Origin of the sequence: Rhizobium sp. CFBP 8762 (genome assembly GCF_014841565.1) — a bacterium.
GTDB lineage: Bacteria > Pseudomonadota > Alphaproteobacteria > Rhizobiales > Rhizobiaceae > CFBP-8762.
This window is the reverse complement of sequence record NZ_JACYUD010000009.1, coordinates 132,854-159,390: the sequence shown is the minus strand read 5'-3', so window position 1 is coordinate 159,390 and position 26,537 is coordinate 132,854. Positions and strand designations below refer to the sequence as shown.

Genomic DNA, 26,537 nt, shown 5'->3' with positions numbered 1-26,537 from the left:
ACGCGTAGTCCAGATGTGAAAGCGGTTGCGCTTACCGTTTATCGTATCTTAGGAATGTCTGCGATAAATGGATTGCGCCGCCGCACGGTCAGTATGCGCTATGGCTTTTTTCGCCATCAGAGAATACAGCTTTAGCCACTTGTTAAATCGGCTCACCCGATATAATGAGGAACCATATTAAATGGTGCCTTGTCTTGCTGGAAGCATCTATGAAGATTAATGGACTTATGAGCGGGCGATGGCTGATTGTTGGGCTGGCAGGTGCCTTACTGGTTGCCTGCAAGCCGGAGACGCCGGCCGCCAAGCCGGAAACATTGGTCAAAACGGAGATCGCACGCTTTGTGGAGCGCGACCAGACGGTGACGCTGACCGGTGAGATCGTCGCTCACACACAAACCAATCTTGCGTTTCGGGTTGGCGGACGTATCACCGAGCGGCTGGTGGATGTTGGCAGCCGCGTAAAGGCCGGGCAGCGCCTTGCCCGTCTTGACAGGCAGGAACAGGAAGCCGACGTCGAAGCTTCGCGAGCAACTGTACGGTCGGCGCAAGCACAGGTTCGCCAGTTGCAATCGGCGCTGGATCGCCAGAAAACGCTTCTGGGCCGAGGTTTTACCACAAGGCGCGACTTCGATCAGGCCGATACGGCACTGCGCACGGCTGAAGGCTCGCTGAACGCCGCGATTGCGCAACTGTCCACGGCTGAGGCATCCTTGTCCTATACGGATCTTGTGGCTGATGCCGATGGCGTTGTGACCGCGCGCACCGCCGAAGTCGGGCAGGTGGCGCAGGCGGGCCAGACCATGTTTACCGTCGCACTCGATGGTGAGCGGGACGCGGTCTTCGATCTCTACGAATCCTTGTTCTTCGAAAAATATCTCGATAAGCCCGTGACGATAGCATTGCTGGCTGACCCTGCGGTCACTGCGCAGGGCACCGTCAGCGAGATTTCACCAACCATGGACACGGCCAGTGGCACCGTGCGGGTGAAGGTGGCGATACGCCCGACGCCGGAGGCCATGACGCTCGGCTCTTCGGTGTCCGGCACCGCCTATTTCATGCCGCGCCGGGTGATCGTGTTGCCGTGGACAGCCCTTTCGGCCAACGACGGAACGCCTGCCGTTTGGGTGGTCGATCCTCAGTCCAAAGCGGTCTCGCTGAAATCCGTAACGATAGCGTCCTATGAAACCGGCAGCGTGCTCATCAGCGGTGGATTGGCTGGCGGCGAGACCGTGGTGACGGACGGCACAAAGTTTCTGCGTCCCAATCAGGTCGTGAGCGTCGCGGAACCGGATCCAGCATATGAAGGTGACAAGTCATGAGGGCTGGATATCGCTGGATTGTGTTGTCGCTTTGCGCAGCCGTGATGACAGGGGTGGTATCGTCTTGCAGCGGGCAAGAGGATGAAGCGCCGGAGCCGGTGCGTCCTGTCCTGTCGCAGGTGGTCAAACCCGTTCCGCTTGCCGGAAACAGTTTCGCCGGAACCGTCAACGCGCGTGTGCAGACCGATCTGGCCTTCCGGGTCGCCGGTCGACTGGTGGCACGAGATGTGGATGTGGGGGACCTCGTGAAAAAGGGTCAGTTGTTGGCAACGCTGGATGCTACGACGTTTGATCTGGCGATCCGCGCCTCCAGAGCCGATCTCAGCAGCGCCGAAGCCACGCTGACCAATGCAACCGCTGCCGAAGAGCGGATGAAGGCCTTGCTGCAGTCCAACACCACGGCACAGGCGACCGTGGAAAGTGCGGAGCAGACCCGTGAAGCCGCACAGGCGTCGCTGGCGCGCGCGCAGGCTTCCCTCAGGAAAGTCGAGGAGCAACTGTCCTATACGCAAATCCGCGCCGAATTCGACGGTGTCGTCACCGCAACGGGCGCAGAGGTTGGTCAGGTTGTTGCAGCGGGAACCACCATCGTCAGCGTCGCCAGACCGGATGAGCGGGATGCCGTGGTGGATGTGCCAAACGTGATCGGCGGTTTCCGTGGCGATGAACTGTTTGATGTCGCCTTGCAGATCAACCCCGCTATTCACGTCAACGGCAAGGTTCGTGAAATTGCGCCGACTGCGGATGAGAGCACTCGTACGCGGCGGATCAAGATTGCGCTGGACAACCCGCCCGATACGTTCCGCCTGGGAACGACCATTACCGCGACCCTGAAAACCGCCGTGCATGAGGCGATCATCGTGCCGCCTACGGCAGTTTTTGAGCGGGACCGGGCCAGTTTTGTCTGGGTGGTGGATGAGGCAGCCAACACCGTTTCCGCCGTTCCGGTTACGGTGGGCAGCACGGTCAATGGCGGTATCATTATCCGTGATGGATTGACGGCGGGACGCCGCGTGGTGACAGCCGGTGCCAACAGTTTGAAAGACGGGCAGCCTGTGAAAATCACAGGCGGAGACAGCATATGAAAAAGTTCAATCTCTCTGACTGGGCGCTCGATCACGCATCGCTCGTCTGGTACTTCATGATTGCGTTTACGCTGCTGGGGTTCACCTCCTATCTCAGCCTGGGACGCGAGGAAGACCCGTCTTTTACGATCAAAACGATGACGATTTCGGCGTCCTGGCCCGGTGCTTCGGTTGAGGAAACCACACGGCAGGTGACGGAGCGTATTGAGCGCAAACTCGAAGAACTGGATTCGCTGGATTATACCCGCAGCATGACGACGGCGGGACAGACGCTGATTTTCGTCAATCTGAAACCCACCACCAAGGGTCGCGACGTCGCGGGCATCTGGTTGAACGTCCGCAACATGATTGGCGATATCCGGGGAGAGTTTCCCTCCGGCGTCGTCGGACCGAGCTTCAATGACCGCTTCGGCGATGTATTCGGCAACATCTACGCTTTCACATCCGATGGCCTGACGCAGCGCCAGTTGCGCGACTATGTGGAGGATGCCCGCCGGCATATTCTGACCGTGCCGAATGTCGGCAAAGTTGACATCATCGGTGCGCAGAACGAGGTGATCTACCTCGAATTCTCCACACGCCAGATGGCGGCGCTGGGGATCAACCAGTCTCAGGTTATGAGCACGCTGCAGGCGCAGAATGCTATTACCCCTTCCGGCGTTATACAGGCCGGTGGCGAACGGGTAGCAATTCGCGTCAACGGGCAATTTGCTTCTGAAGACAGCCTGCGGGCCGTCAATCTACAGGTCAACAACCGTTTCTTCCGCCTGACCGATGTAGCCACCATCACGCGCGGCTACACGGACCCGCCATCAGCTCTGTTCCGTTATAATGGCGAAGCCGCCGTGGCGCTCGCCATCGGCATGAAGCAGGGTGCCAACCTTCTGGAGTTCGGTGCGGCAGTTGAAGATCGCATGAAGTCGATTGAGGAAGCGCTTCCGGTCGGTGTCGGTGTGCATCTTGTGTCGGACCAGCCGCTGGTGGTCGAGGAGGCGGTGTCGGGCTTCACCCGTGCCTTGTTCGAAGCGGTGATCATCGTTCTTGTGGTTAGTTTCATCAGCCTTGGGGTACGCGCCGGGCTGGTTGTGGCGCTCTCCATTCCGCTGACGCTCGCCATCACCTTCCTGTTCATGTCGTATTTCGGCATTTCCTTGCAGCGTATTTCGCTGGGTGCGCTCATTATCGCGCTTGGTCTGCTGGTCGATGACGCTATGATTGCCGTAGAAATGATGGTGGCACGGCTGGAAGTGGGCGATTCGCTGCGCAAGGCCGCGACCCATGTGTATACCTCCACGGCATTTCCCATGCTGACGGGCACACTGGTGACGGTGGTTGGTTTCGTGCCGATTGGTTTGAACAGCAGCAACGCAGGCGAGTTCACGTTCACCCTGTTCGTGGTCATTGCCGTGTCTCTGCTCGTGTCCTGGGTCGTGGCTGTGATTTTCGCGCCGCTGCTGGGTGTAACCATCCTGCCCAAGACCATGAAACAGCACCACGGTGGCAAGGGTCGTTTTGCCCGGCTGTTTGCGCGGGTGCTGGATATTTGCATGCGCTGGCGGTTTACCACCATTGCGTTGACCGTCGCGGCCTTTGCTCTGTCCGTCTTCGGCATGGGCCATGTGCAGCAGCAGTTCTTTCCCTCGTCGGATCGCACGGAAATCATCGTGGACTGGTCGCTGCCGCAGAATGCGTCGATTGCTGAAACCAACGCGCAGATTGCCAAGTTTGAGCAGGAAAAACTCGTTGGCAATGGCGATATCGAGCGGTGGTCGAGCTATATCGGTCAGGGCGCGCCCCGTTTCGTGCTGTCGTTTGACGTGCAGCCGCCATCGCCGTCGTTCGGGCAGACGATCATCGTGACCAAAAGTCTCGAGGTGCGCGATGCCGTGCGGGCCGACCTTCAGGCTTACTTGAAAAAGACACTGGTCGGCACTGATGCCTTCGTCAAGCTGATGGATATTGGCCCGCCGGTCGGTCGTCCCGTACAGTACCGCATCAGCGGTCCTGATATTCCAACGGTGCGCAAACATGCGTTGGAGTTCGGCGAAATGCTCGCCAAAAACCCGCATCTGGGTGATGTCGTCTATGACTGGAACGAACCCGCCCGCGTGATCAAGGTGGATGTACTGCAGGACAAGGCGCGCCAGCTCGGCATCACATCGCAGGATATTGCCTCCTCGCTGAATGGCATTGTTGGCGGTGAAACCATTACGCAGGTGCGTGACGATATCTACCTTGTGCCTGTCATGGCGCGCGCCAATGCAGCCGAGCGGGAATCCATTGAAACCCTGCGGACCCTGCAATTGCCGGGCAACAACGGCCGCGCCGTTCCGCTCGGTGCTGTGGCAAACTTCCGCTATGAAATGGAACAGCCAGTGGTTTGGCGTCGCTCGCGCCTGCCAACCGTGACCGTCAAAGCCGGTGTGATCGACACGACCCAACCGGCGACTGTCGCCGTGCAACTGACGCAAGAGGTCAAAACCTTCGCTGATGCGCTGCCAAATGGTTACTCGGTCGCTATCGGCGGTGCCGTCGAGGCCAGTGCCGAGAGTGAGGGACCGATTGCCGCCGTGGTGCCGCTCATGCTGTTCCTGATGGCCACCATTTTGATGGTGCAGTTGCAAAGTTTCTCGCGTCTGTTCCTGGTCTTCGCGGTGGCACCGCTGGCCCTGATCGGCGTGGTGGCGGCGCTGTTGCCGACCGGAACGCCGCTCGGTTTTGTGGCTATTCTCGGCGTGTTGGCTCTTATCGGAATCCTGATCCGCAACTCGGTGATTCTGGTGGTGCAAATCGAGGATTTGCGCAAGGCAGGCCTGCCGGCATGGGATGCGGTGCGGGAAGCCACGGAACATCGTATGCGACCCATTCTGCTGACAGCAGCGGCGGCAAGTCTTGCGCTGATCCCGATTGCGCGTGAAATCTTTTGGGGACCGATGGCCTATGCCATGATCGGTGGCATCATCGTCGGTACGGTGTTGACGCTGCTGTTTCTTCCCGCATTGTACGTGGCATGGTTCCGCATTCACCCGGCGGAGGTTGACCCGAAGACCGGCGAGGACAAGCCCGCCGATCCCGCTGATGCTATTCCGGTATAGTGGTTAAAGCAGAACAAGGGTCAATTCGGTTCGACTATCACTGAAATCGACTTTTGCGGTTCCTGTGTGGTCGAGGCTGATCCGGTCCCCCTCATTGAGATAGGCAACGGTCAATGCCGTTCCGCTGCCTTTTCGCCCGACGATACGGGACGTACCGTCGATCATCACACCGACGGTAAACGCGGAGGACGCCGTGGCTTCAACGCTGAGGCTGATCAGGTAAGGCCCCGAGGTTGGCACAAGCAGTTGCTTACCTTTGCCATTGACCACAACTGCGCCCAGGGCAAAGCCGCCCTGTGCAAACAGGGGATCGTCGAACCCGGTCTGCTGAACGCTAGCCGAGGTCAGCAGGTCGGACGCAGGGCGTACACGGGCAACCGGTCTGTTCGGGCTTAAAACCGCGCCATTCGGCATGACCGTAAGGGCGCTCGCCCAAGCGCTTCCGTCTGCGCTCACCTTGATCTCAAAACGATCGCCTGCCGTTACCCCCATCTCTGCGCGTCCCGACCATCCGGTCTGAAACAGAACCGATGCCGTATCGCCTGCGCCGTTCTTGTTGACCTTGATCTGGTGGCCTGCGCCAATATTGTTGAACAGGCTGGCGTCAGAACGCACCGTCAGGCGGTTGTAATCGTCTGCCTGAGCATTGATGCCCAGACTCGTGATGTCTTTCAGCGGGTCAAACGATGCCCACGTTTTTCCATCATGTATGCGCAGACTTTGATCTCTCAGAAACCATCCATGCCAGCCAGCTTGCGGGGTCAAAAAAATCCAGTCGCCATCCTGATAAAAGGCAAGCTTGCCCGCTTGCTGTGTCCATGCCTCCGCCGCCTGTTCTGTGATCGCAAAGCAATCACCGGCGACGGGATCGCCCGGCGGCGTGGCGACAACATCTTTGACAACCAGTTGAACAATGGCATCCAGCCGTTGCAGGCTCTCATTGTGGGTGATGTGTTTCTGGGCCTGCGATGGCATGATGTAAGGCAGGTTCAGGCGTTTGGTCTGTTCATTCAGCATGGCACACTCCGGTTTGGGAATGGGCCACTGTAAACCCGGTTGACTGAACGGGGATCAGCCGGAGTGATATTTACACGTTGGCGCCAAAGCATTTCCAGTGAAAACGGAGTCGTTCTCACGTCCGGATAATGCGACAAAATAAGAAGCTAGAGCACTTCCAGTGAAAACGGAGTCTGTTCCGATACACTTCTGGTGCGTCCCCGCGAGACGAAGGCTGGATTGGCAAAGTCGCTGTCATGCGTCTGGTTGACTTTGCCGTAAAGGAGAGGGCGGCCGTCCAGCGTCAGCGTCTCGCCACCCGCTGCCCGCAAAATGGCGTCGCCCGCTGCCGTGTCCCATTCCATCGTGCGGCTGAGCCGCGGGTAGATATCCGCCACCCCTTCGGCCAGAAGGCAGAATTTTAAGGAAGAACCAACGGAATCGACGTCTGAAATGGAGTTTTCGCGGATATAATCAATCGTCGCATCGCACCGGTGCGAGCGGCTTGCCAAGGCCTTGATCTGGCTGCCGTGAATACGGCAGCCAATCAGCACACGATCCTTAATCGTTGCGCTGTCGTCTACCCGAAACTTTTCAGCCTTACCCTGTGCAGCGCTGTAGCAGACCCCCAACGCGGGAGCGTACACCACACCCAGCACCGGATTACCTCTATCAATCAACGCAATGTTGACGGTAAAGTCTCTGTTATTGCTGATGAATTCGCGGGTTCCGTCCAGCGGGTCGACCAGAAAAAACCGGTTGCTCGAAATATCGCTCACGACGCCGGCTGCGGTTGCTTCCTCGGCGACAACGGGGATTGTGGGAAAATGCAGCTCCAATTGCTCCAGAATCATCCGCTCGGCCTGTTCATCGGCATCGGTAACCGGAGAGCGGTCAGACTTAAGAGAAACCGATGGTCCGGAACGATAGATGTCCAGAATGGCCTGTCCCGCCTCAATGGCAACCTTCTCCAAAATCTCCAGCATGGCGTCACCCTCAAAAACCTGAATGACCATAGCCCAAGTTACACCACTTCCCAACTCCTGTTCTTTTATTTCATAAAATGCTTAAAATGCGTGCGGATCGTGCTTCTAATTTGGATTTTTTGACAGAAAAAACGCCAGATTTCTAAAAAGCATCAAACTAATTGGTAACAGCGCACTTTTTGACTTCACATTTCAATTTAAATCACTAGGAATCGAACCCTCAATGAGCTCGAAAAGAGCCTAAGAAAAAGGCCGGGACTTTCAGTTTCCGCGCCAGGGGATGGCATATGGAGTACTTTATCCAGCAGCTCGTGAATGGGCTTACGCTAGGTTCTATCTATGGATTGATCGCCATTGGCTATACGATGGTTTACGGCATTATCGGCATGATCAACTTCGCCCATGGCGATATTTTTATGCTTGGCGGCTTCGCTGCTTTGATCGTCTATCTTCTTCTCACAACATTTTTTGTCGGCATTCCGGCAGCACTGGCACTTCTGCTGATGCTGATTGTTGCGATGCTGGTAACGGCGCTGTGGAACTGGCGCATCGAGCGGGTCGCGTACCGACCGCTGCGAGGCTCCTTCCGGCTGGCTCCGTTGATCACCGCAATCGGCATGTCCATCGTGCTGTCCAACTTCATTCAGGTCACGCAGGGTCCGCGCAACAAGCCAATCCCGCAGCTGGTTTCATCCGTGTATGAAGTGTTCGGCATTTCGATTTCGTTGAAGCAGATTATTATTGTGCTGGTAACGGCGGTGCTGTTGACCGTGTTCTGGTACATCGTCAACAAAACGGCGCTGGGCCGCGCGCAGCGCGCCACCGAGCAGGACCGCAAGATGGCGGCTCTTTTGGGCATTGACGTGGACCGCACCATCTCCATCACCTTCGTCATGGGTGCAGCGCTGGCTGCGGTGGCCGGTACCATGTACCTCATGTATTACGGGGTTGCCGTGTTTACCGATGGTTTCGTGCCGGGCGTCAAGGCGTTTACGGCGGCGGTTCTGGGCGGCATCGGGTCGCTTCCGGGTGCCGTTCTCGGTGGTATTCTCATCGGGCTGATCGAGTCCATCTGGTCGGCGTATTTCTCCATCGACTACAAGGACGTGGCGACCTTCTCCATTCTCGCGATCGTGCTGATCTTCAAGCCTTCGGGTATCCTTGGGCGTCCAGAAGTCGAGAAAGTGTAACTCATGGCCAATTTCTCCAACTCCGTGGATGCCGATGGCTCCGCCCGCATGGCGCGAGCATTGCGTGAGGCGTTCTTCGCCGGCCTGATTGCGCTTGGCATGTTTGCCCTGTTTGTCGGCCTCGAAAGCGGCCAGAACATTCGCAACGAACTGGTTCTGATCCCACATCCCAAGACACTGACAATTCTCATCCTGGCTGTCATGGCGGCCCGGTTCCTGATGGTTGCCTATGTCAGTCCGTATCTGGCCTCGCAAAAGGTCAGAAACGTCACGACCGGCGAAATGCCGACCACATCGGCAGCGCGGTTCTTCCGTTTGCCTGCGTTCATTATCGCGCTGGTGCTGGCGGTGGCGATGTACGTCTTTGCATCCCAGGCGGAGCAAAGCCTGTCGCCCACCGGGCTTGCCTATTTTGGCATGGTGCGCGGCCTCGCGGTCATCTACGCCATTGCCTGTTTCTTCTTTTACTTCCGCGTGTTCGTGGGTGATAACTTTGCCAAGCTCGCCATCGTGGCGCTTGTACTCTATCCGCCTGTCATCGTGTATTTCTTCGGCTTTCAGGGCTCGTTGAAGTGGATTGATAACTTCGGGATCCAGATCCTTATTTATGTGATGCTGGCATGGGGGCTGAACATCGTGGTGGGTTTGGCCGGGCTTCTGGACCTTGGCTACGTGGCCTTCTATGCGGTGGGGGCCTACTCCTATGCGCTGCTGTCGAGCTATTTTGGCTTGTCCTTCTGGGTTCTGTTGCCGCTGGCCGGTATTCTGGCTGCCTTTTGGGGTATGATCCTTGGTTTTCCTGTTCTGCGGTTGCGGGGCGATTATCTGGCCATCGTGACACTTGCCTTTGGTGAAATTATCCGCCTCGTGCTGATCAACTGGACAGCCGTCACCAAGGGTACGTTCGGTATTTCCGGCATTGCCAAGGCAACCTTGTTCGGCATCAAGTTCGATGCAACGAAGACCGGCTTTGCAGCCCTGATGGGTCTGCCGCCGTCATCGGCCTACTACAAAATTTTCCTGTTCTACATCATTCTGGCGCTTGCTCTTTTGACGGCCTTCGTGACCATTCGCCTGCGCCGTATGCCGATTGGCCGTGCTTGGGAGGCGCTGCGTGAAGACGAGATTGCCTGCCGGGCGCTCGGCATCAACACAGTGACGACCAAGCTTACAGCCTTTGCCATCGGCGCAATGTTCGGCGGCTTTGCCGGCTCGTTCTTCGCCGTGCGGCAAGGGTTTGTGTCACCGGAATCCTTCGTGTTCCTGGAATCGGCGGTCATCCTGGCCATCGTGGTACTGGGCGGCATGGGCTCGCTCACCGGTATTGCCATTGCGGCGGTGGTCATGGTGGGTGGCACGGAAATCCTGCGTGAACTGAGTTTCCTCAAGGTGATCTTCGGTCCGGACTTTACGCCGGAACTCTACCGCATGTTGCTGTTCGGCCTGGCGATGGTGGTCGTTATGGTGTGGAAGCCGCGCGGTTTTGTGGGTAGCCGTGAACCGACCGCGTTCCTCAACGAGCGCAAAGCGGTCTCCGGCAGCTTTACCAAAGAAGGTCACGGCTGATGACGGGGATAGAGACTGCAATGATTCAAGACCCGGTTCTGAAGGTCGAACATCTTTCCATGCGCTTCGGTGGCCTGATGGCCATCAACGATTTCTCGTTCGAGGCAGCGCGTGGCAACATCACGGCGTTGATTGGCCCGAATGGTGCGGGCAAGACCACGGTGTTCAACTGCATCACCGGCTTCTACAAGCCAACCATGGGCATGATTACACTGCGTCAGAAAGCCGGCCCGGAGTTTCTGCTGGAACGCATGCCGGACTTTGAAATCACCCGTGATGCCAAAGTTGCACGCACATTCCAAAACATCCGTTTGTTTTCAGGGCTGACGGTGCTCGAAAATCTGCTGGTTGCCCAGCACAATATGCTGATGAAGGCGTCCGGCTACACGGTGCTCGGCCTTCTCGGGTTCAGCGGCTACAAGAAGGCAGCCGCGGAATCTGTCGATATCGCCCGCCACTGGCTGGACCGCGCGAATTTGTTGAACCGCGCCGATGATCCGGCAGGTGATCTGCCCTATGGGGACCAGCGCCGTCTGGAAATTGCTCGGGCCATGTGCACGGGACCGGAGCTTTTGTGCCTGGATGAGCCAGCCGCTGGTCTCAACCCGCGCGAATCACTGGCGTTGAATGATCTGCTGCGGACGATTCGCACTGAATCAGGCACGTCTATTCTGCTGATAGAGCACGATATGTCGGTGGTGATGGAGATTTCCGATCATGTGGTGGTGCTGGAATACGGCCAGAAGATTTCCGATGGCACGCCGAACCACGTTCAGAACGACCCCAAGGTTATCGCTGCCTATCTCGGTGTGGAGGATGACGAAGTCGAAGAGGTAATCGCTGTTGTCGAAGGTCATGAAGGAGGAGCGCTCTGATGACTGAACCGCTTCTTCAGGTTAAATCCGTTGAAACCTATTATGGCAATATCCGCGCTCTGGGCGGGGTCGATATCGAGGTGCATTCCGGCGAAATCGTCTGCCTGATTGGTGCTAACGGCGCGGGCAAGTCCACGCTGATGATGACCATTTGCGGCAGTCCGCAGGCGCGCACCGGCTCGGTCCTGTTCGATGGTCAAGATATCACCCGCCTGCCAACCCATGAAATTGCCCGTCTGCGCATTGCGCAGTCGCCGGAAGGCCGTCGTATCTTCCCGCGCATGACGGTCTATGAAAACCTGCAAATGGGTGCGAGCCTCGACAAACTTCAGTATTTTGACGAGGATGTGGAAAAGATATTTACTCTTTTTCCCCGTTTGAAGGAGCGTCAGGCGCAGCGCGGCGGCACGCTGTCGGGCGGTGAGCAGCAGATGCTGTCCATCGGGCGCGCATTGATGGCGCGGCCCAAGCTGTTGCTGCTCGACGAGCCTTCGCTCGGTCTGGCACCGCTGATCGTCAAGCAGATTTTCGAGGCGATCAAGGTGTTGAACAAGGAGCAGGGGCTGACCGTGTTTCTGGTGGAGCAGAATGCGTTTGGCGCGCTGCGGCTGGCTGACCGGGGGTATGTCATGGTCAACGGCCATGTCACCATGAGCGGCAGCGGCAAGGAGCTGCTGGCCAATCCCGAAGTGCGCGCAGCCTACCTGGAGGGTGGCCGTCACTGACATGGTGGTTGTCATAGGGAATTACCTGGCGGTTATCCCGGACAAGACGGGTCGCGTGAAATTTCAACTGCTGCATAATGTCTGCTTCGGGCCGTGTCCGGCCCCAGACGTCCGCAGTACGGCAGGAGCATAAGATGCAGGGAATTCTTTACGAAGAAGCCTCGGTGCTACAGTTCTTTTTCATTACCTGCGTCATCGGCGGATGGACCGCGTGGCGTACGGGCAAAAGCGTGGCCGAAGGGTGGCAGTCCTACACGACGGTGGTGATTTACACCCTCCTTCTGGGCGCCGCGATCCGGTTCGTTCATTACGCGCTGTTTGGCGCCACCCTTTTGACGGCCCACTATTACCTGGTGGACACGATCATACTTTTGTTGTTCTCTACAGCCTCCTATCGCTTCTATCGCACGGGGCAGATGACGACAAAATACTACTGGCTCTATGAGAAGGCCTCGCCATTTTCATGGAAAGCCAAGTAAGTCACGGGAACCCAGCGGCAAGACTGGAACGTGCATGATGATTTTGGCGCGACACTGCGGCGGTCGCTCCAGACTGTGGAACTTAAACCTTGAAACTGGGAGTATATCATGAAGAAATCTCTTTTTTCCGCCGTTGCCATGTCGGCACTGGTCGCCTTTGGCGGTGCTGCCTGGGCTGACATTCTGGTGGGCGTTGGTGGACCTTTGACCGGCCCGAATGCCGCCTTTGGTGCGCAGATACAGCGCGGGACAGAGCAGGCAGCCGCTGATATCAATGCGGCTGGCGGCATCAACGGTGAAATGATCAAGATCGTGCTCGGCGACGACGTGTCAGATGCCAAGCAGGGCGTTTCGGTTGCCAACAAGTTCGCAGCCGACGGCGTAAAGTTCGTTGTGGGTCACTTCAACTCCGGTGTGTCGATCCCGGCATCCGAAGTTTATGCTGAAAACGGCATTCTCGAAGTCACACCGGCTGCGACAAACCCCGTTTTCACCGAGCGCGGCCTGTGGAACACCATTCGCGTCTGTGGTCGTGACGATCAGCAGGGCGCCGTTGCCGGTGCGTACATTGCTGAGAAGTTCAAGGATGCCAAAGTCGCCATCATTCACGATAAGACCCCCTATGGTCAGGGCCTTGCCGATGAAACCCGCAAGGCACTCGGCAATGCGGGAGTCAAGGAAGTCATTTACGAAGGTGTGAACACCGGTGACAAGGACTTTTCCGCACTCATTTCCAAAATGAAAGAAGCGGGCGTCACGTTGATCTATTGGGGTGGCCTGCACACGGAAGCTGGTCTTATTATTCGCCAGTCAGCAGAGCAGGGCCTGAAGGCACCGCTGTTTTCCGGTGACGGTATCGTTTCCAACGAACTGGCCTCCATTGCCGGCGATGCCGTTGCAGGCACGTACAACACGTTCGGCCCAGACCCGAGCCTGAAGCCTGAAAACAAGGAACTTGTCGACAAGTTCATCAAGGCTGGCTTCACACCTGAAGCGTATACACTGTACTCCTATGCTTCGCTGCAAATCATCGCGGACGCGGCCAAAGCGGCTGGTAGCAACGATCCACAGGCTGTTGCCGAAGCAATCAAGAGCAAGGGTCCGTTCAAGACCGTTCTGGGCGAGCTGTCCTTTGACGAAAAGGGCGACCGTACAGACGCTGGCTACGTTGTCTACCAGTGGGAAAAGGGCAGCGACGGCAAGTACACATACGTAGAACTGAAGTAAGCCGTCTCCATAAACTGCAAAGTGAAGCTCGGCCGCAAGGCCGGGCTTTTTTCTTGAAAACCTTTTATCAGGAGGCTTTGTGGACCCCGTAACAGCAAGGCCACAGCGCGCCCAAGGCGCAGCGCGGCTGAGTGTAAAGCCGCTCGGCATCACTCGACCGGTGACACGGATCAACCGTCTCTATCAGGATGGCTGCGCGAAAATCCGCTTCCCGGAAAGCTTTGACGGGACGATGGAGGCGGTGCTCATCAACAGTTCCGGTGGGCTAACGGGCGGCGACCGGATCGACTGGACGTTCGATGCGGCCCATCATACCCAGTTGACTCTCACCACGCAGGCCTGCGAAAAAATATACAAGGCGATGCAGGATGTTGCCCGTGTTGCCACACGACTGTCCGTGGCAAATGACGCTCGTCTTGACTGGCTGCCGCAGGAGACGATCCTGTTTGATCGGGCAGCCCTATCGCGCCAACTAGACGTTGAATTGACCGGCAATGCCGAATTTCTGGCTGCCGAAGCGGTATTGCTGGGACGAAAAGCCATGGGCGAATCAGTCTTAACCGGTTTGTTTCGCGATCGCTGGCGGATCCGGCGCGATGGACAGCTGATTCACGCTGAAAACCTGCTGCTTGCCGGTGATATTGCAGGCCAAATGGGCCACAACGCCAGTCTGAATGGTCATGCCGCTTTTGCCACGGTTTTATACACGGGCGCGGATTGTGAGGCGCTTTTGCCCGCCGCTCGCGCCCTTTTGGCCGCAACGAACGGCGGTATCAGCCATTGGAGTGTTGGCACCGGCCAAAAGCTTGTTGCACGGTTGGTAGCCTCAGACGGGTTCACTCTCAGAAAAATTCTGATTCCCTTACTTTCTCACTTGCGCAAAAACGCGCCAGTGCCAAAAGTATGGACATTGTAGAGACACCGGAGCAACAATGAACCTGACGCCGCGTGAAAAAGACAAGCTGTTGATCTCCATGGCTGCCATGGTAGCCCGGCGCCGATTGGAACGAGGCGTCAAGCTGAACCACCCGGAAGCCATTGCCTTGATCAGTGATTTCGTCGTGGAAGGTGCGCGCGACGGACGTGCGGTCTCAGATCTCATGGAAGCGGGCGCGCATGTCATCAGCCGTGATCAGGTCATGGAGGGAATTGCGGAGATGATTCACGATATTCAGGTAGAAGCGACGTTTCCGGATGGAACCAAGCTTGTCACCGTTCATCAACCCATACGCTGAGGGCCTGCGATGATACCGGGCGAAATACTGGCTAAAGACGGCGATATCGAACTGAACCTCGGCCTTGCGATTGTAACTATGGATGTGTCCAATACGGGTGACCGGCCCGTGCAGGTGGGCAGCCATTATCACTTTGCCGAAACGAATTCAGGTTTGTCCTTTGATCGGGACGCAGCACGCGGACTGCGGCTGAACATTCCGGCAGGCACGGCAGTCCGGTTTGAGCCGGGGCAGACGCGCACTGTCGCGCTGGTACCCTTTGGCGGTTTGCAGACCGTGTATGGTTTTCGTCAGAAGGTCATGGGTAAGCTATGATCGGTTGGTTGTGCCGTGCGGTGTTGATAGTCGGCGTTTGCTTTGGTTCTCCTGCGTTTGCTGAAGAAAAACTTCCCTGTACAGATAAAGTTACTACTTACGATATCAAAATGTGCTTGAAGGATGCGTTTGAGCAAGCTGATGCTGATCTCAATCGTGCTTATAAGGCGTTGAGGCAGGCGGCAGAAGAATGGGACGCGGTTGAAGAGGACGAGCAAATGAAAGGGGCCGTTAAAGCCTTGATCGCTGCGCAGCGCGCGTGGATTGTCTATCGCGATCAGAACTGCATTGTCGAAGGTTTCCGCGCACGAGGTGGCTCCCTGGAAAGTGTGTTTGTTACCCATTGCGAAATACGGCTGACGAAGGTCCGCACAAAAGAAATGATCGAGCGGGTGACCCTTCATTGAGTAACCGCAAGCGCCGCGTCATTGTCATTGCAGGCAACGGGTCCATGCCATCGGGTGCAGCAAATTTTATCGATGCCGCCGATTGTGTCATCCGGTTTAATGATTGCCGTTCCATGGGCGCGGGTGGCAGGCGCACGGATGTGGTTGCGGTCTGCAACACGGGCCGCCCGGCCTTGTCGATGCTGGGGCGCGCAGGCTGGTCCCGCAATCCCGGTGTTGTCGCAGCGCGTGAAATCTGGTGCGTTCGCCAGCCCGACATGTTTGAAGCCAAGCGCCCGGCAATTGCTGAAAACTACCCCGAACTTGAGGATTTCTGCGACGATTATACCGCAGGCTTTCGCGCATTTGCCACGGCCACGGGCCGAAAGCTGCGCGTGGTGAGCGACGCCGTACATGCCGCGACGGACCGCCATTTGAGCGCTCTCGCCGAGACGCCTTTTGTCAGCCCAAGCAGCGGCCTGATTGTCATCGCCGACACGGTTGCCCGCGCTGAGAAGACCGATGACGAAGTGGTCATCGCCGGGTTCGACCACATCGGCTGGCCGGGCCATCCGTTTGCGGCGGAGCGCCGCTTTACCGATCATCTGATTGCCGCGGGCAAGCTGCGCCGTCTGGATGCCGCACCTCGATTCAACCAACACCGGAAGGCTTAAACCCATGTCCTACCGCATGTCGCGCGCCGCCTATGCCAGTATGTTCGGCCCCACGGTGGGCGACCGTGTGCGGCTGGCCGATACGGAACTGTTCATCGAGGTGGAGAAGGATTTCACCACCTATGGCGAGGAAGTAAAATTCGGCGGCGGCAAGGTCATCCGCGATGGCATGGGCCAAAGTCAGGTAACCCGCGCCGATGGGGCCATGGACACGGTGATCACCAATGCGCTGATTGTCGATCACTGGGGCATCGTCAAGGCCGATATCGGTCTGAAAGACGGACGCATCGCTGCCATCGGCAAGGCCGGTAATCCTGATACGCAGAGCGGTGTGACCATCATCGTCGGTCCGGGCACGGAAATTATCGCAGGCGAAGGCAAGATCGTGACGGCAGGCGGCATGGACAGCCACATCCATTTCATCTGCCCGCAACAGATCGAAGAAGCGCTGATGAGCGGACTGACCACCATGCTTGGCGGCGGCACAGGCCCGGCCCATGGCACGCTGGCCACCACCTGTACGCCCGGTCCGTGGCACATTGCCCGCATGATCGAAGCCGCCGATGCCTTTCCGATGAACCTGGCCTTTGCGGGCAAGGGCAATGCTTCGCTGCCGGGTGCGCTGGTGGAAATGGTTCTGGGCGGCGCAACCTCGCTGAAACTCCACGAGGACTGGGGGACGACGCCGGGTGCCATTGATTGCTGCCTGTCGGTGGCCGATGAATACGATGTGCAGGTGATGATCCACACCGACACGCTGAACGAAAGCGGCTTTGTGGAGGATACGATAGCTGCGATTGCCGGGCGCACCATCCACGCCTTCCACACCGAGGGTGCGGGGGGTGGCCACGCGCCGGATATCATTCGCATCTGCGGCCAGCAGAACGTCATTCCGTCATCCACCAATCCCACGCGCCCCTATACGGTCAACACGCTGGCAGAGCATCTGGATATGCTGATGGTCTGCCATCATCTCAGCCCGTCGATCCCGGAGGATATTGCGTTTGCGGAAAGCCGCATTCGCCGCGAAACGATTGCGGCGGAGGATATTCTGCATGATATCGGCGCGTTTTCGATCATCTCGTCGGACAGTCAGGCGATGGGACGGGTGGGCGAGGTTGCCATTCGCACATGGCAGACCGCCGATAAAATGAAGCGCCAGCGCGGGCGGCACCCGCAGGAAACCGGTGAAAACGACAATTTCCGTGTCCGCCGGTATATCGCCAAATACACGATCAATCCGGCCATCGCGCAAGGGTTGAGCCATGAAATCGGCTCGCTCGAAGTCGGCAAGCGTGCCGATATTGTGATCTGGAATCCCGCCTTCTTCGGGGTCAAGCCGGACATGGTGCTTCTAGGCGGTTCCATTGCGGCGGCTCCTATGGGAGACCCAAATGCTTCCATTCCAACACCGCAGCCGGTTCACTACCGCCCCATGTTTGCGTCTTACGGCAAGGCGCGGACCAACTCGTCCGTTACCTTCGTCAGTCAGGCTTCGCTGGATGCAGGACTGGCAGCGCGCCTGGGCGTTGCCAAGCAGCTTGTCGCAGTCAAAAACACCCGTACGATCTCCAAGGCGTCCATGATTTTGAACAATGCGACACCGGATATTTCCGTTGACCCGGAAACCTACGAGGTCCGGGCCGATGGTGAATTGCTGACCTGCGAGCCCGCAACTGTGCTGCCGATGGCGCAGCGTTATTTCCTGTTTTGAGTTTGCTATGACAGAGCGTTGCACTGAAATCCTGAAGCCCGACGCGCCGCACTCCGCGCCCATAAACCAGGTGGTGTTGAGGCACGATCAAAGGCATCTGCGACGAAAGCTGCTGCATCTTATCAATGACGAGATGGTGATGGTGGACCTCAAAGAGCCTGTGATGCTTGCCCACGGTGATCTGCTATTGCTGGGCAATGGAGACTGCGTTGAGGTGGCGGCGGCTGAAGAGCAGCTTTACGAGATAACCCCACGGAACGCGCTGCATCTGATCGAACTGGCTTGGCATCTCGGCAATCGGCATCTGCCGGCCGAGATACAGGACAATCGAATTCTCATTCAGCGCGACCCGGTTATCCAGACCATGCTCGCAGGGCTTGGTGCTGGTGTGCGGGAGGTGACGGCGCGTTTTCAGCCAGTGCGCGGTGCCTATCATACACATGGTGGGCACGCGCATCATCATGGGTGATACGACCGCGCTCATTCGTTTGCTGACATGGTTGTCACCGGCCTTTCCGGTGGGAGCATTTGCCTATTCCGCTGGGTTGGAGCAGGCCGTGGCAGACCGGATTGTTACCGACCGGCAAAGCCTGTCGGAATGGTTGACCGTCGTGTTGGCGCACGGGGGCGGGTGGAACGATGCTGTGTTGCTCGCGGAAAGCCATGCGGCAGGCCATGACGGAGAGCGCTTGCGGGAGGCCAATGCCTTGGCGCTGGCCTTGCCAAGTTCGCGGGAGCGGTATCAGGAAACGGTGTTTCAAGGGCAGGCGTTTTTGTCCGCAGCGGCGCAGTGGCCGAGTGGGTCAATCGCAGCGCTCGACGGGGACGTGGCTTACCCGGTTGCCGTAGGGTCCGTTGCAGCCATGCATGATGTGGTCTTGGAGGATACGCTTGCGGCCTACCTTCATGCGCTGGTGTCGAATGCCGTGTCAGCAGGCATACGACTGAGCGTGATCGGCCAGACGGACGGACTGAGCGTTTTATCTACACTGGAAACACTCGTTCGCGATAGCGCGAACAGAGCGGCGCGGTCCACGCTGGATGATCTTGGTTCTTCCGCCATCGTCGCTGATATATGCAGCCTGAGGCATGAGATATTGCCGGTGCGGCTGTTTCGCTCATGAAGGAAAAGACGATGCAGAAACATGGACCGCTGCGGGTGGGCATTGGTGGGCCGGTCGGCTCCGGCAAAACCGCGCTGACGGAAAAGCTGTGCAAAGCCATGCGCGACCGTTACTCGGTCGCGGTCGTAACCAACGATATCTACACCACCGAAGACGCCGAAGCGCTCGTGCGGATGCAAGCGCTCTCGTCAGACCGCATTGTCGGCGTGGAAACCGGCGGCTGCCCGCATACGGCCATTCGCGAGGATGCCTCCATCAATCTCGCGGCCATTGCAGACCTTAGCAAACGCCTGCCGGATCTCGATGTCGTATTCATCGAGTCTGGGGGCGATAATCTGGCGGCGACCTTCTCACCCGATCTGGCTGACCTGACAATTTACGTGATTTCGGTCTGTCAGGGGGAAGAAATTCCGCGCAAGGGTGGCCCGGCCATTACCCGCTCCGATCTGCTGATCATCAACAAGATGGATCTTGCGCCTTATGTCGGTGCGGACCTTGGCGTCATGGAGCGCGACGCCACGCGGATGCGTGGTCAGGGTCCATTCGTATTTACCGATATGAAACGCGGGCAGGGGATTGAGCGTATCGTGGAGTACATCGCGCGCCATGGCGGGCTGGAGCCTGTGCGGTAAAAATAAAGACTGGCGGCCAGCAAGCTACTCCGAGCGGCTGAACTGGCGAAGGGCCTCGGTATCTTCGATGGCGATGTTGCGGCCCATAATGGATACGCCGTTCAGGCGAAGTTGCGAGAAGGCTCGGGACAATGCTTCCGGCGCAAGACCGAGCGTACCGGCCAACAGGCTTTTCTGATAGGGAAGCCGGAAGGTTGACGAGGGGCTGCCGGGTGGGCATCGGGCCAACAGGAAGCTGGCAACACGCTGAGGCGCGGTTTTCAGCCTGTCATCGGCAATGCAGTTTTGTGCCGCCTTTAAATGATGGGCGAGAATGCCACTGATTGCCTGCGCAATATCCGGGAATTTTGGCAGGAGTTCAAACACCATCGCTGTGTCGAAATGGGCAAGAACCGCTTTCTCCGCCACCTTGGCGTCGGCTGGATAGCAATTTTGCAGAAACATGCTGCATTCGCCAAACACATCACCCGCGCTGAAAATGCCAAGATCCGCCTCGCGCCCGTCGATATTGACCCGGTACAGACGCACAAGACCGGACAGAATACAGCAAAATGTGTCCGCCGTTGTGCCCTCGCGAAACACGATATCCTGTGTCTGATAGCCGCGTACTGTCATCGTGCGCATGACAGCGTCGCGAGCGGCGTCGCTCAACGGCGAGAGGAATGCGCACTGTAACAGGGCTTGATGTTGGGCACTGTCTAAATCAAGGGTCGTCTTCACAGCTCTGGCTCCCGCTCTCTGCGAGCTCTAGCATCGGATCGAAAGTCGGAATCGATTTTCGATAGCCTTGATGCGTAGAATCAAAGGGGTAGAGCGACCTTTGTGCGTCCGAATGGACGCACTTCGCTCTATGCCAAAGAGATAGGATGGATTGGCGCAGACCGTCTTGATCTGCGTCAATCGCCACCCAACAGGTTACTCCGCTGCAATTCCCGTATGCCGGTGCAGGTGCCCGCTGGTAGCGCCCGCTTCCAGAACGTTGAGACGTTCCTGCAAGCCGGTGATGGTGGCACTCTGTTCCGTGACCCGTTCTGTCAGCGCTGCGTTTTCCAGCACCTCCGCTTCCTCATCACGCGGCCCGACGAAGCGACTGAAAATACGGCCGAGAAGAATGGAAAGATCATCCATGATGAGGAAGAAAGACGGCACGACCACAAGGCTAAGCACCGTGGACACGATGATGCCACCAATCACGGCAACGGCCATGGGTGCCCGGAACGAACCGCCTTCACCAACACCCAGTGCGGATGGCAACATGCCGGCGGACATGGCGATGGAGGTCATGATAATGGGGCGAGCACGCTTCTGTCCCGCTTCAATCATGGCATGGGTGCGATCCAGACCGTGCCGCATCATTTCGATGGCGAAATCGACCAGCAGAATGGCGTTCTTGGTGACGATACCCATCAGCATGAGAATGCCGATCAGGACCGGCATGGACAGCGCATTGCCGGTGACGATCAGCCCGGCTGCCACGCCGCCGATCGCCAGCGGCAGCGAGAACAGAATGGTGAAGGGCTGGATGACGTCCTTGAACAGAAGAATAAGAACCGTCAGCACCAGAAGCAGGCCGAGGATCATGGCGTTCTTGAAGCCTTGGACCATTTCGCCCTGCACCTTGGCATCGCCGCTTTCGGCAAAGGTGACCGTTGCGGGCATGCTGGTTTCACCCGCAATCTTTCGGAACTGGTCGCTGGCAGTGTTGAGCGCGACGCCAGCCGGGAGGTCGGCACCGATGGAGACGACCCGGTTGCGGTCGTGACGTTTGATAGAGCTTGGGCCTTCCGAATAGTTGATGTCGGCAACAGTCGCCAAGGGCACCAGCGCGCCGGCAGCCGTCTGGATTTTCAGGTTGCGAAGTGCAGCCAGATCGGTTCGGAACCCGGTATTCAGCTGAACCCGGATAGGAATCTGCCGGTTGTCGAGCGATATCTTGGTCAGCGCTTCGTCGATATCGCCGATGGTTGCAACCCGGACCACTTCGGAGATCTGCGCGGTGGTGATGCCAAGGCGCGCCATGCGGTCATCAAGCGGCGTGATTTGCAGTTCCGGCCGGGGCAGGAAGCCCTCAGCGCTGACATTCGCCAGCAGCGGGTCGGCACGCAGCGCGGCTTCCAGCTTTGCGACCGTCTCGTTCAGGTCTTCCGGCGTGTTGGACAGAAGGTTGAACGACAGATCGCGCTCGCCCCGGTCGTTCAGTTTCATGATTCGCACGTCCGGCAGATCCCGCAGAGATGCAAAAATCTCCGCTTCGATTTGCGATTGCGGACGAACACGACCCTTGGGTGGCAGTTTCGGCATATAGTCGCCAATTAGCGGCAAACCACCCAAGCCCTTGTTGACCAGTCGGTTGACAAGTGAATGATCAAGCTTGTGCAGCATCACCGTTATCGAGGCGCGCCGAAGTTCCAGATCACCCTTGGGCGAAGCACCGCCGAGCGCGAATATGCCCTCGATACCATCGATATCCTTGATGCGATCCCGGATGGCGGTCAGGGTGCGGTCGGTATCATCCAAGGTCGAATCCGGTGGCAATTCCACCGAGAGGATCACGCGCGAGGCGTCTTCCGGCGGCAGGAAGCTGCCGGGAACCTGCATCAGAAAATAAACCGATCCACATAAAAAGGCGATGGCTGCCAGCAGCGTCGTGTAGCGCCAGCGCGTCGTGACATGAATAAGCTGGGTGTAGGCGCGCATAAGGCGGCCGCCTTCGCCCTCATGATCGGGCACGCTGTCGCTGGAGCGCATGAGGTAGGCCGCCATCAGCGGCGTGATCAACCGTGCGACAAGCAGGGAGAACAGCACGGACACGGCGACCGTCAGGCCAAACTGAATGAAGTACTGGCCGGGTATGCCGGGCATGAAGGACACAGGCACGAACACGGCGACAATCGTGAACGTAGTCGCAATGACCGCAAGGCCGATTTCGTCCGCCGCATCGATGGCTGCGCGGTAGGGTGATTTGCCCATGCGGATATGGCGGGCGATGTTTTCCACCTCCACAATCGCATCATCCACCAGAATCCCTGTCGCCAGCGTCAGCGCCAGAAAGCTGACCAGATTGAGCGAGAAGCCCAAAATATCCATGACCCAGAAGGTAGGGATGGCAGACAGTGGCAGGGCGACCGCTGAGATCAGCGTTGCGCGCCAGTTTCGCAGGAACAGGAACACGACGATGACCGCAAGCAAGCCGCCCTCAAGCAGGGTGTTCAGCGCGGCCTCATAATTGCCGTAGGTGAAATAGACGCCATCATCCACGAGATTGATAGCGACGTCGGGATGCTTTTCCCGCACGGTTTTCAGCGATTCTTCAACGCTTTCCGCCACGCTGACTTCGCTGGCTCCCTTGGAGCGGAACACCGCGAAGGTCACAACCGGTTCGCCATTGTACCGCGAAAAAGACCGCAAATCCTCATAGGTGTCGGTGACGGTTCCAAGCTCCGACAGGCGCACGAAGCGCCCGTTGCCGACCGAAATCGTCATATTGGAGAGCCGCTCCACCGAGCGGGCGTCGCCCAGGGTGCGGATAGCCTGTTCACTGCCACCCACCTGACCGCGCCCGGAGCCGATATCCGCATTGGCCGACCGCAACTGCCGGTTCACATCTGTTGCGGTAACACCGAACGCGTTGAGTCGGTCCTGATTGAGTTCGATCCGCACTTCGCGTTCCGCACCGCCGTAGCGGTCGATACGGCCAATGCCCGTCTGTCCCTGCAAGGCGCGTTTGACTGTGTCGTCAACGAACCATGACAGTTCCTCCAGGGTCATATCGGGCGAGGACACGGTGAAGGTCTGGATCGCCTGACCTTCGACATTGATCTTAGCAACAATCGGCTCTTCCACCGTTGCGGGGAGGGAGCCGCGAATGCGGTCAACCGCGTCCTTGACATCCTGCAGGGCTTGATTGGTTGGTACGTCAATGAAGAACAGAACGGACGTGGTCGAAAGGCCGTCGGTGACGGTGGACATGATCTCGTCGACGCCGGTCACGCTGGCAACTGCGTCCTCGATTTCCTTGGTAACCTGCGCTTCCAGCTCAGATGGAGATGCGCCGCTTTGCGCCACCGTTACGGCAATGATGGGAACATCGATATTGGGAAAGCGCGTGATTGGCAGCTTGTAGAAGGACTGTACCCCGACAAACAGCAACAGCACGAACGCCAGAATGGGTGCGATGGGGTTTCGGATGGACCAGGCGGAAAAGTTCATCGACGTGTCCGCTCCATCATTTCGGTGCTACGGGTTGTGCATCGACCGGATTAATCCGGTCGCCATCGCGCACATAGGCGCCCGCTTTGGCAACGACCTTTTCGCCCGCTTTCAACCCTGACGCGATCTCGATGAACTGTCCGTCCTGAATGCCGGTTGTAATGGTCGCGAATTTGACGACACCATCCTCGACGCGGCGCGTGATGGTTTTGGATCGTGCCGTGGTAATGGCAGTTAGCGGCAGCGCGAGGCCCTGTTTTTGCTGAACGATGATTTCCGCAGAGCCGTACATGCCAACCCGCGCATTATCCGGACTTTTGAATCGGATGTGGACGGTGCCGAGACGTGTTTGCGCGTCGATGGTTGGGGCAATCAGCCGGATATTGCCATCCAGTGTCGCCGTGCTGCCGGCAAGACGGATCAGAACCGGTTGATCAACCTTCAACTTCAAGATTTCAGCTTCCGGCACATCCGCCACCAGCTCCACAGCGCCATCCCGGATCAAGGCAAACAAGGGATCGCCCGCTCCCGTCGCAATGGCACCGACCTTGGCATTGCGGGCGGAAACAACGCCGCTGACAGGCGTTGTGACCGCTGTGCGGTTAACCCGCAAATCAATATCGGCAATTTGTGCCTGCACAACCTCGATATCAGCCTGCGCCACTTCTATGGACTGTTCGGCCGAAGTCACACGGGCAAGCGCCGCATCGGCGGCGGCGGCAGTTTGATCGGCCTGGGCGGTGGATAGAGAGCCAGAGGTCGCCAGGCGCTTGGAGCGGTCGCGAACGCGAACCGCTTCCTGAGCGTTAGCCTGCGCCTCTACCAATTGCGCGCGTATTTGCGCCAGGCCGGCGCGCGCCTTGGCCAGACTGGCGTTCAACTGGCTTTTTTGCAGGTTCAGCGTGTCAGGATTGAGCACGGCAAGGGTGCTTCCGGCTTCAACGCGGTCGCCCACGTCCGCATTGAGTGTCTGTACCGGTAAGCCTTCAACGAGGGGAGATACGAATACCTCTTCCACCGCGCGCACGGTGCCGGTCGCCAGTACGCGTTCGGTCAGCATCCGTTCCGTCGCGGTGGTGACAACGATGGACGGCAGGGACTGGCGCGCCGGGGGCGCTGCCTCCTCAGCGGCGTACACAACCGATGTTGAGCCCGAAAGGGCAAGCAACGGCAGTACAAAAAGCGCCAGAGCAAAAGATGCCGTCCGTATCATGTCGTATCCTTGACCGATTACGCATCGCAATACGCGCGTAACTTCTTTTCAACACTTTAAGAGTGTCATCAGACCAAACCCTTAAAATAGGACCTGTTCAAGGACAAAATGCGAAAAACGGGTTCCCCGCATAAAACTCCACCATAAACCTATATTCACAGTTAATGATATACAAGTGTTGGGGGCGATTTTTGGATAAAAACAGGGAATTCTTTGACTGAACCACTTCAAACATCGGAAAGTGTCTCGACAGGCGCTAATCCGAGACGATAACGGCTGTCTCGGCTACCGCGTGTAGCAGCACATCGCAACCGGCACCCGCCCATTCGCGGGTGATTGCCTCGGCCTCATTGTGCGACAGGCCATCCACACAGGGGCAAAACACCATAGCCGTCGGGGCTATTTGATTGATCCAGCACGCATCGTGTCCGGCACCCGAAACGATATCTCGATGACTGTAGCCCAGCCGTTCGGCGGCGTTGCGCACCGCGTTCACGCAGGTTTCGTCGAATAGGACCGGGTCGAAATGGCCTGTCACTTCAAGACTGTAACCAAGATTGAGGCTTTCGGCGATGCGCGGCGCTTCCTCCTCCAGCCGGTATTTCATAGCGTCGAGGATGTCTTTGTCAGGCGACCGTAAGTCGATTGTAAAGACGGCTTTACCGGGGATGACGTTGCGCGAGTTTGGAAACACCTCCACATGGCCAATCGCGCCCACGGCATCCGGCTGATGATTTATCGCTATGGCGTGAACGAGTTCCATGATGCGCGCCATGCCCAGTCCGGCATTGCGGCGTGCCAGCATCGGTGTTGTGCCGGTGTGGGAATCCTTGCCCGTCAGGGTGATTTGAAGCCACCACAGGCCCTGGCCTCTGGTGACGACGCCAATATCCCGGCCTTCGGCCTCCAGAATAGGGCCTTGCTCGATATGCAGTTCAAAAAACGCATGCATCTGGCGCGCGCCCACCGTCTCATCACCCTGCCAGCCGATGCGCTTCAACTCTTCGCCAAAGACTTTACCGGTTGCGTCGGTGCGGGCAAGTGCCCAATCCAGTTCATGCAGCCCGGCAAATACCCCGGACGCCAGCATGGCCGGGGCAAACCGGGCACCTTCCTCATTCGTCCAGTTGGTAACGACAATGGGATGCCTGGTCTGGATGCCGAGATCGTTCAACGAGCGCACGACTTCCAGCGCACCAAGGACACCCAGAACACCATCGTATTTTCCGCCTGTCGGCTGAGTGTCGAGGTGGGAGCCGACATAGACCGGCAGCGCGTCCGGGTCGGTTCCGGGCCGGGTGAAGAACATGGTGCCAAGCTGATCGACGCCCATGGTCATTCCTGCTTGTTCACACCATGATTGCAGCAAGCGACGACCCTCGCCATCTTCGTCCGTCAGGGTTTGGCGGTTGTTGCCACCGGCGAGGCCGGGGCCGATCCGGGCCATCTCCTCAAGGCTGTCCCAGAGCCGGTCGGCATTGATCCGCATGTT

The 26,537-nt window shown here is 57.9% G+C and carries 24 protein-coding genes; 18 read left to right on the top strand and 6 right to left on the bottom strand.

What is annotated here, in order from left to right; all coding sequences use genetic code 11:
• The first annotated feature begins 209 nt into the window (after positions 1 to 209).
• Genes IFT84_RS19065 through IFT84_RS19055 form a run of 3 tightly spaced genes read left to right on the top strand, consistent with a single transcriptional unit; the run spans position 210 to position 5,499 of the window.
• Positions 210 to 1,319: an efflux RND transporter periplasmic adaptor subunit gene (locus IFT84_RS19065; RefSeq protein WP_192122195.1), complete on the top strand. Its 1,110-nt coding sequence runs from the start codon at positions 210 to 212 to the stop codon at positions 1,317 to 1,319.
• Positions 1,316 to 2,404 carry an efflux RND transporter periplasmic adaptor subunit gene (locus IFT84_RS19060; protein ID WP_244651292.1) on the top strand — a complete coding sequence of 363 codons (1,089 nt, stop codon included), beginning with the start codon at positions 1,316 to 1,318 and terminating at the stop codon, positions 2,402 to 2,404. The genes IFT84_RS19065 and IFT84_RS19060 overlap by 4 nt, the downstream gene beginning before the upstream one ends.
• Positions 2,401 to 5,499, top strand: a complete 3,099-nt coding sequence (locus IFT84_RS19055) for an efflux RND transporter permease subunit (RefSeq protein WP_192122194.1) — start codon at positions 2,401 to 2,403, stop codon at positions 5,497 to 5,499. The genes IFT84_RS19060 and IFT84_RS19055 overlap by 4 nt, the downstream gene beginning before the upstream one ends.
• 3 nt (positions 5,500 to 5,502) lie before the next feature.
• Here IFT84_RS19055 and IFT84_RS19050 read toward each other — a convergent pair whose 3' ends face one another.
• Both IFT84_RS19050 and cysQ read right to left on the bottom strand, forming a co-directional pair.
• Positions 5,503 to 6,516 carry a DUF2793 domain-containing protein gene (locus IFT84_RS19050; RefSeq protein WP_192122193.1) on the bottom strand — a complete coding sequence of 338 codons (1,014 nt, stop codon included), beginning with the start codon at positions 6,514 to 6,516 and terminating at the stop codon, positions 5,503 to 5,505.
• Positions 6,517 to 6,662: 146 nt separating this feature from the next.
• A complete protein-coding gene (cysQ, locus tag IFT84_RS19045) occupies positions 6,663 to 7,481 on the bottom strand; it encodes a 3'(2'),5'-bisphosphate nucleotidase CysQ (protein ID WP_192122192.1) in 819 nt (272 codons plus the stop codon).
• 287 nt (positions 7,482 to 7,768) lie between these two features.
• Here cysQ and IFT84_RS19040 point away from each other — a divergent pair, with 287 nt between their 5' ends.
• From IFT84_RS19040 to ureG, 15 genes are all read left to right on the top strand, one after another.
• Positions 7,769 to 8,671 carry a branched-chain amino acid ABC transporter permease gene (locus IFT84_RS19040; RefSeq protein ID WP_192122191.1) on the top strand — a complete coding sequence of 301 codons (903 nt, stop codon included), beginning with the start codon at positions 7,769 to 7,771 and terminating at the stop codon, positions 8,669 to 8,671.
• 3 nt (positions 8,672 to 8,674) lie between these two features.
• On the top strand, positions 8,675 to 10,237 hold the full coding sequence (gene livM / locus IFT84_RS19035) for a high-affinity branched-chain amino acid ABC transporter permease LivM (protein ID WP_192122190.1): 1,563 nt from the start codon (positions 8,675 to 8,677) through the stop codon (positions 10,235 to 10,237).
• On the top strand, positions 10,237 to 11,112 hold the full coding sequence (locus IFT84_RS19030; protein ID WP_192122189.1) for an ABC transporter ATP-binding protein: 876 nt from the start codon (positions 10,237 to 10,239) through the stop codon (positions 11,110 to 11,112). The genes livM and IFT84_RS19030 overlap by 1 nt, the downstream gene beginning before the upstream one ends.
• Entirely contained in the window at positions 11,112 to 11,837 is a 726-nt protein-coding gene (locus tag IFT84_RS19025) for an ABC transporter ATP-binding protein (RefSeq protein ID WP_192122188.1), read from the top strand. The genes IFT84_RS19030 and IFT84_RS19025 overlap by 1 nt, the downstream gene beginning before the upstream one ends.
• A 134-nt stretch (positions 11,838 to 11,971) precedes the next feature.
• Complete coding sequence (locus IFT84_RS19020; protein ID WP_192122187.1) at positions 11,972 to 12,316, top strand: DUF6867 family protein; 345 nt, start codon at positions 11,972 to 11,974, stop codon at positions 12,314 to 12,316.
• A 108-nt stretch (positions 12,317 to 12,424) separates the two neighbouring features.
• Entirely contained in the window at positions 12,425 to 13,543 is a 1,119-nt protein-coding gene (locus IFT84_RS19015; RefSeq protein ID WP_192122186.1) for a branched-chain amino acid ABC transporter substrate-binding protein, read from the top strand.
• A gap of 79 nt (positions 13,544 to 13,622) precedes the next feature.
• Entirely contained in the window at positions 13,623 to 14,459 is an 837-nt protein-coding gene (locus tag IFT84_RS19010; protein ID WP_446737625.1) for an urease accessory protein UreD, read from the top strand.
• Between the two features lie 16 nt (positions 14,460 to 14,475).
• Positions 14,476 to 14,778, top strand: a complete 303-nt coding sequence (locus IFT84_RS19005; protein WP_192122185.1) for an urease subunit gamma — start codon at positions 14,476 to 14,478, stop codon at positions 14,776 to 14,778.
• Between the two features lie 9 nt (positions 14,779 to 14,787).
• The gene (locus IFT84_RS19000) at positions 14,788 to 15,093 is read left to right on the top strand and encodes an urease subunit beta (RefSeq protein ID WP_192122184.1); all 306 of its coding nucleotides are present in this window, start codon (positions 14,788 to 14,790) and stop codon (positions 15,091 to 15,093) included.
• Positions 15,090 to 15,500: a lysozyme inhibitor LprI family protein gene (locus IFT84_RS18995; RefSeq protein WP_192122183.1), complete on the top strand. Its 411-nt coding sequence runs from the start codon at positions 15,090 to 15,092 to the stop codon at positions 15,498 to 15,500. The genes IFT84_RS19000 and IFT84_RS18995 overlap by 4 nt, the downstream gene beginning before the upstream one ends.
• Before the next feature lie 44 nt (positions 15,501 to 15,544).
• Positions 15,545 to 16,153: a Urease operon accessory protein gene (locus IFT84_RS18990; RefSeq protein WP_192122263.1), complete on the top strand. Its 609-nt coding sequence runs from the start codon at positions 15,545 to 15,547 to the stop codon at positions 16,151 to 16,153.
• 4 nt (positions 16,154 to 16,157) lie between these two features.
• Complete coding sequence (ureC, locus tag IFT84_RS18985) at positions 16,158 to 17,867, top strand: urease subunit alpha (protein ID WP_192122182.1); 1,710 nt, start codon at positions 16,158 to 16,160, stop codon at positions 17,865 to 17,867.
• 7 nt (positions 17,868 to 17,874) lie between these two features.
• Positions 17,875 to 18,336, top strand: coding sequence for an urease accessory protein UreE (gene ureE / locus IFT84_RS18980; RefSeq protein ID WP_192122181.1), 462 nt, complete (start codon positions 17,875 to 17,877; stop codon positions 18,334 to 18,336).
• Complete coding sequence (locus IFT84_RS18975; RefSeq protein WP_446737624.1) at positions 18,308 to 18,991, top strand: urease accessory protein UreF; 684 nt, start codon at positions 18,308 to 18,310, stop codon at positions 18,989 to 18,991. The genes ureE and IFT84_RS18975 overlap by 29 nt, the downstream gene beginning before the upstream one ends.
• Positions 18,992 to 19,002: 11 nt before the next feature.
• Positions 19,003 to 19,623 (top strand): urease accessory protein UreG, encoded by a 621-nt coding sequence (gene ureG, locus IFT84_RS18970; RefSeq protein WP_244651290.1) that lies wholly within the window; start codon positions 19,003 to 19,005, stop codon positions 19,621 to 19,623.
• 24 nt (positions 19,624 to 19,647) lie between these two features.
• Here the strand turns inward: ureG and IFT84_RS18965 are convergent, their stop codons facing one another.
• The 4 genes from IFT84_RS18965 to IFT84_RS18950 all read right to left on the bottom strand — a co-directional run bounded on the left by IFT84_RS18965 (position 19,648) and on the right by IFT84_RS18950 (position 26,534).
• Positions 19,648 to 20,343 (bottom strand): cyclic nucleotide-binding domain-containing protein, encoded by a 696-nt coding sequence (locus IFT84_RS18965; protein ID WP_192122178.1) that lies wholly within the window; start codon positions 20,341 to 20,343, stop codon positions 19,648 to 19,650.
• 195 nt (positions 20,344 to 20,538) lie between these two features.
• Complete coding sequence (locus IFT84_RS18960) at positions 20,539 to 23,832, bottom strand: efflux RND transporter permease subunit (RefSeq protein ID WP_192122177.1); 3,294 nt, start codon at positions 23,830 to 23,832, stop codon at positions 20,539 to 20,541.
• A gap of 16 nt (positions 23,833 to 23,848) precedes the next feature.
• Positions 23,849 to 25,021, bottom strand: a complete 1,173-nt coding sequence (locus IFT84_RS18955; RefSeq protein WP_446737626.1) for an efflux RND transporter periplasmic adaptor subunit — start codon at positions 25,019 to 25,021, stop codon at positions 23,849 to 23,851.
• Between the two features lie 280 nt (positions 25,022 to 25,301).
• Entirely contained in the window at positions 25,302 to 26,534 is a 1,233-nt protein-coding gene (locus IFT84_RS18950) for a Zn-dependent hydrolase (protein ID WP_197975610.1), read from the bottom strand.
• Positions 26,535 to 26,537 lie beyond the last annotated feature (3 nt).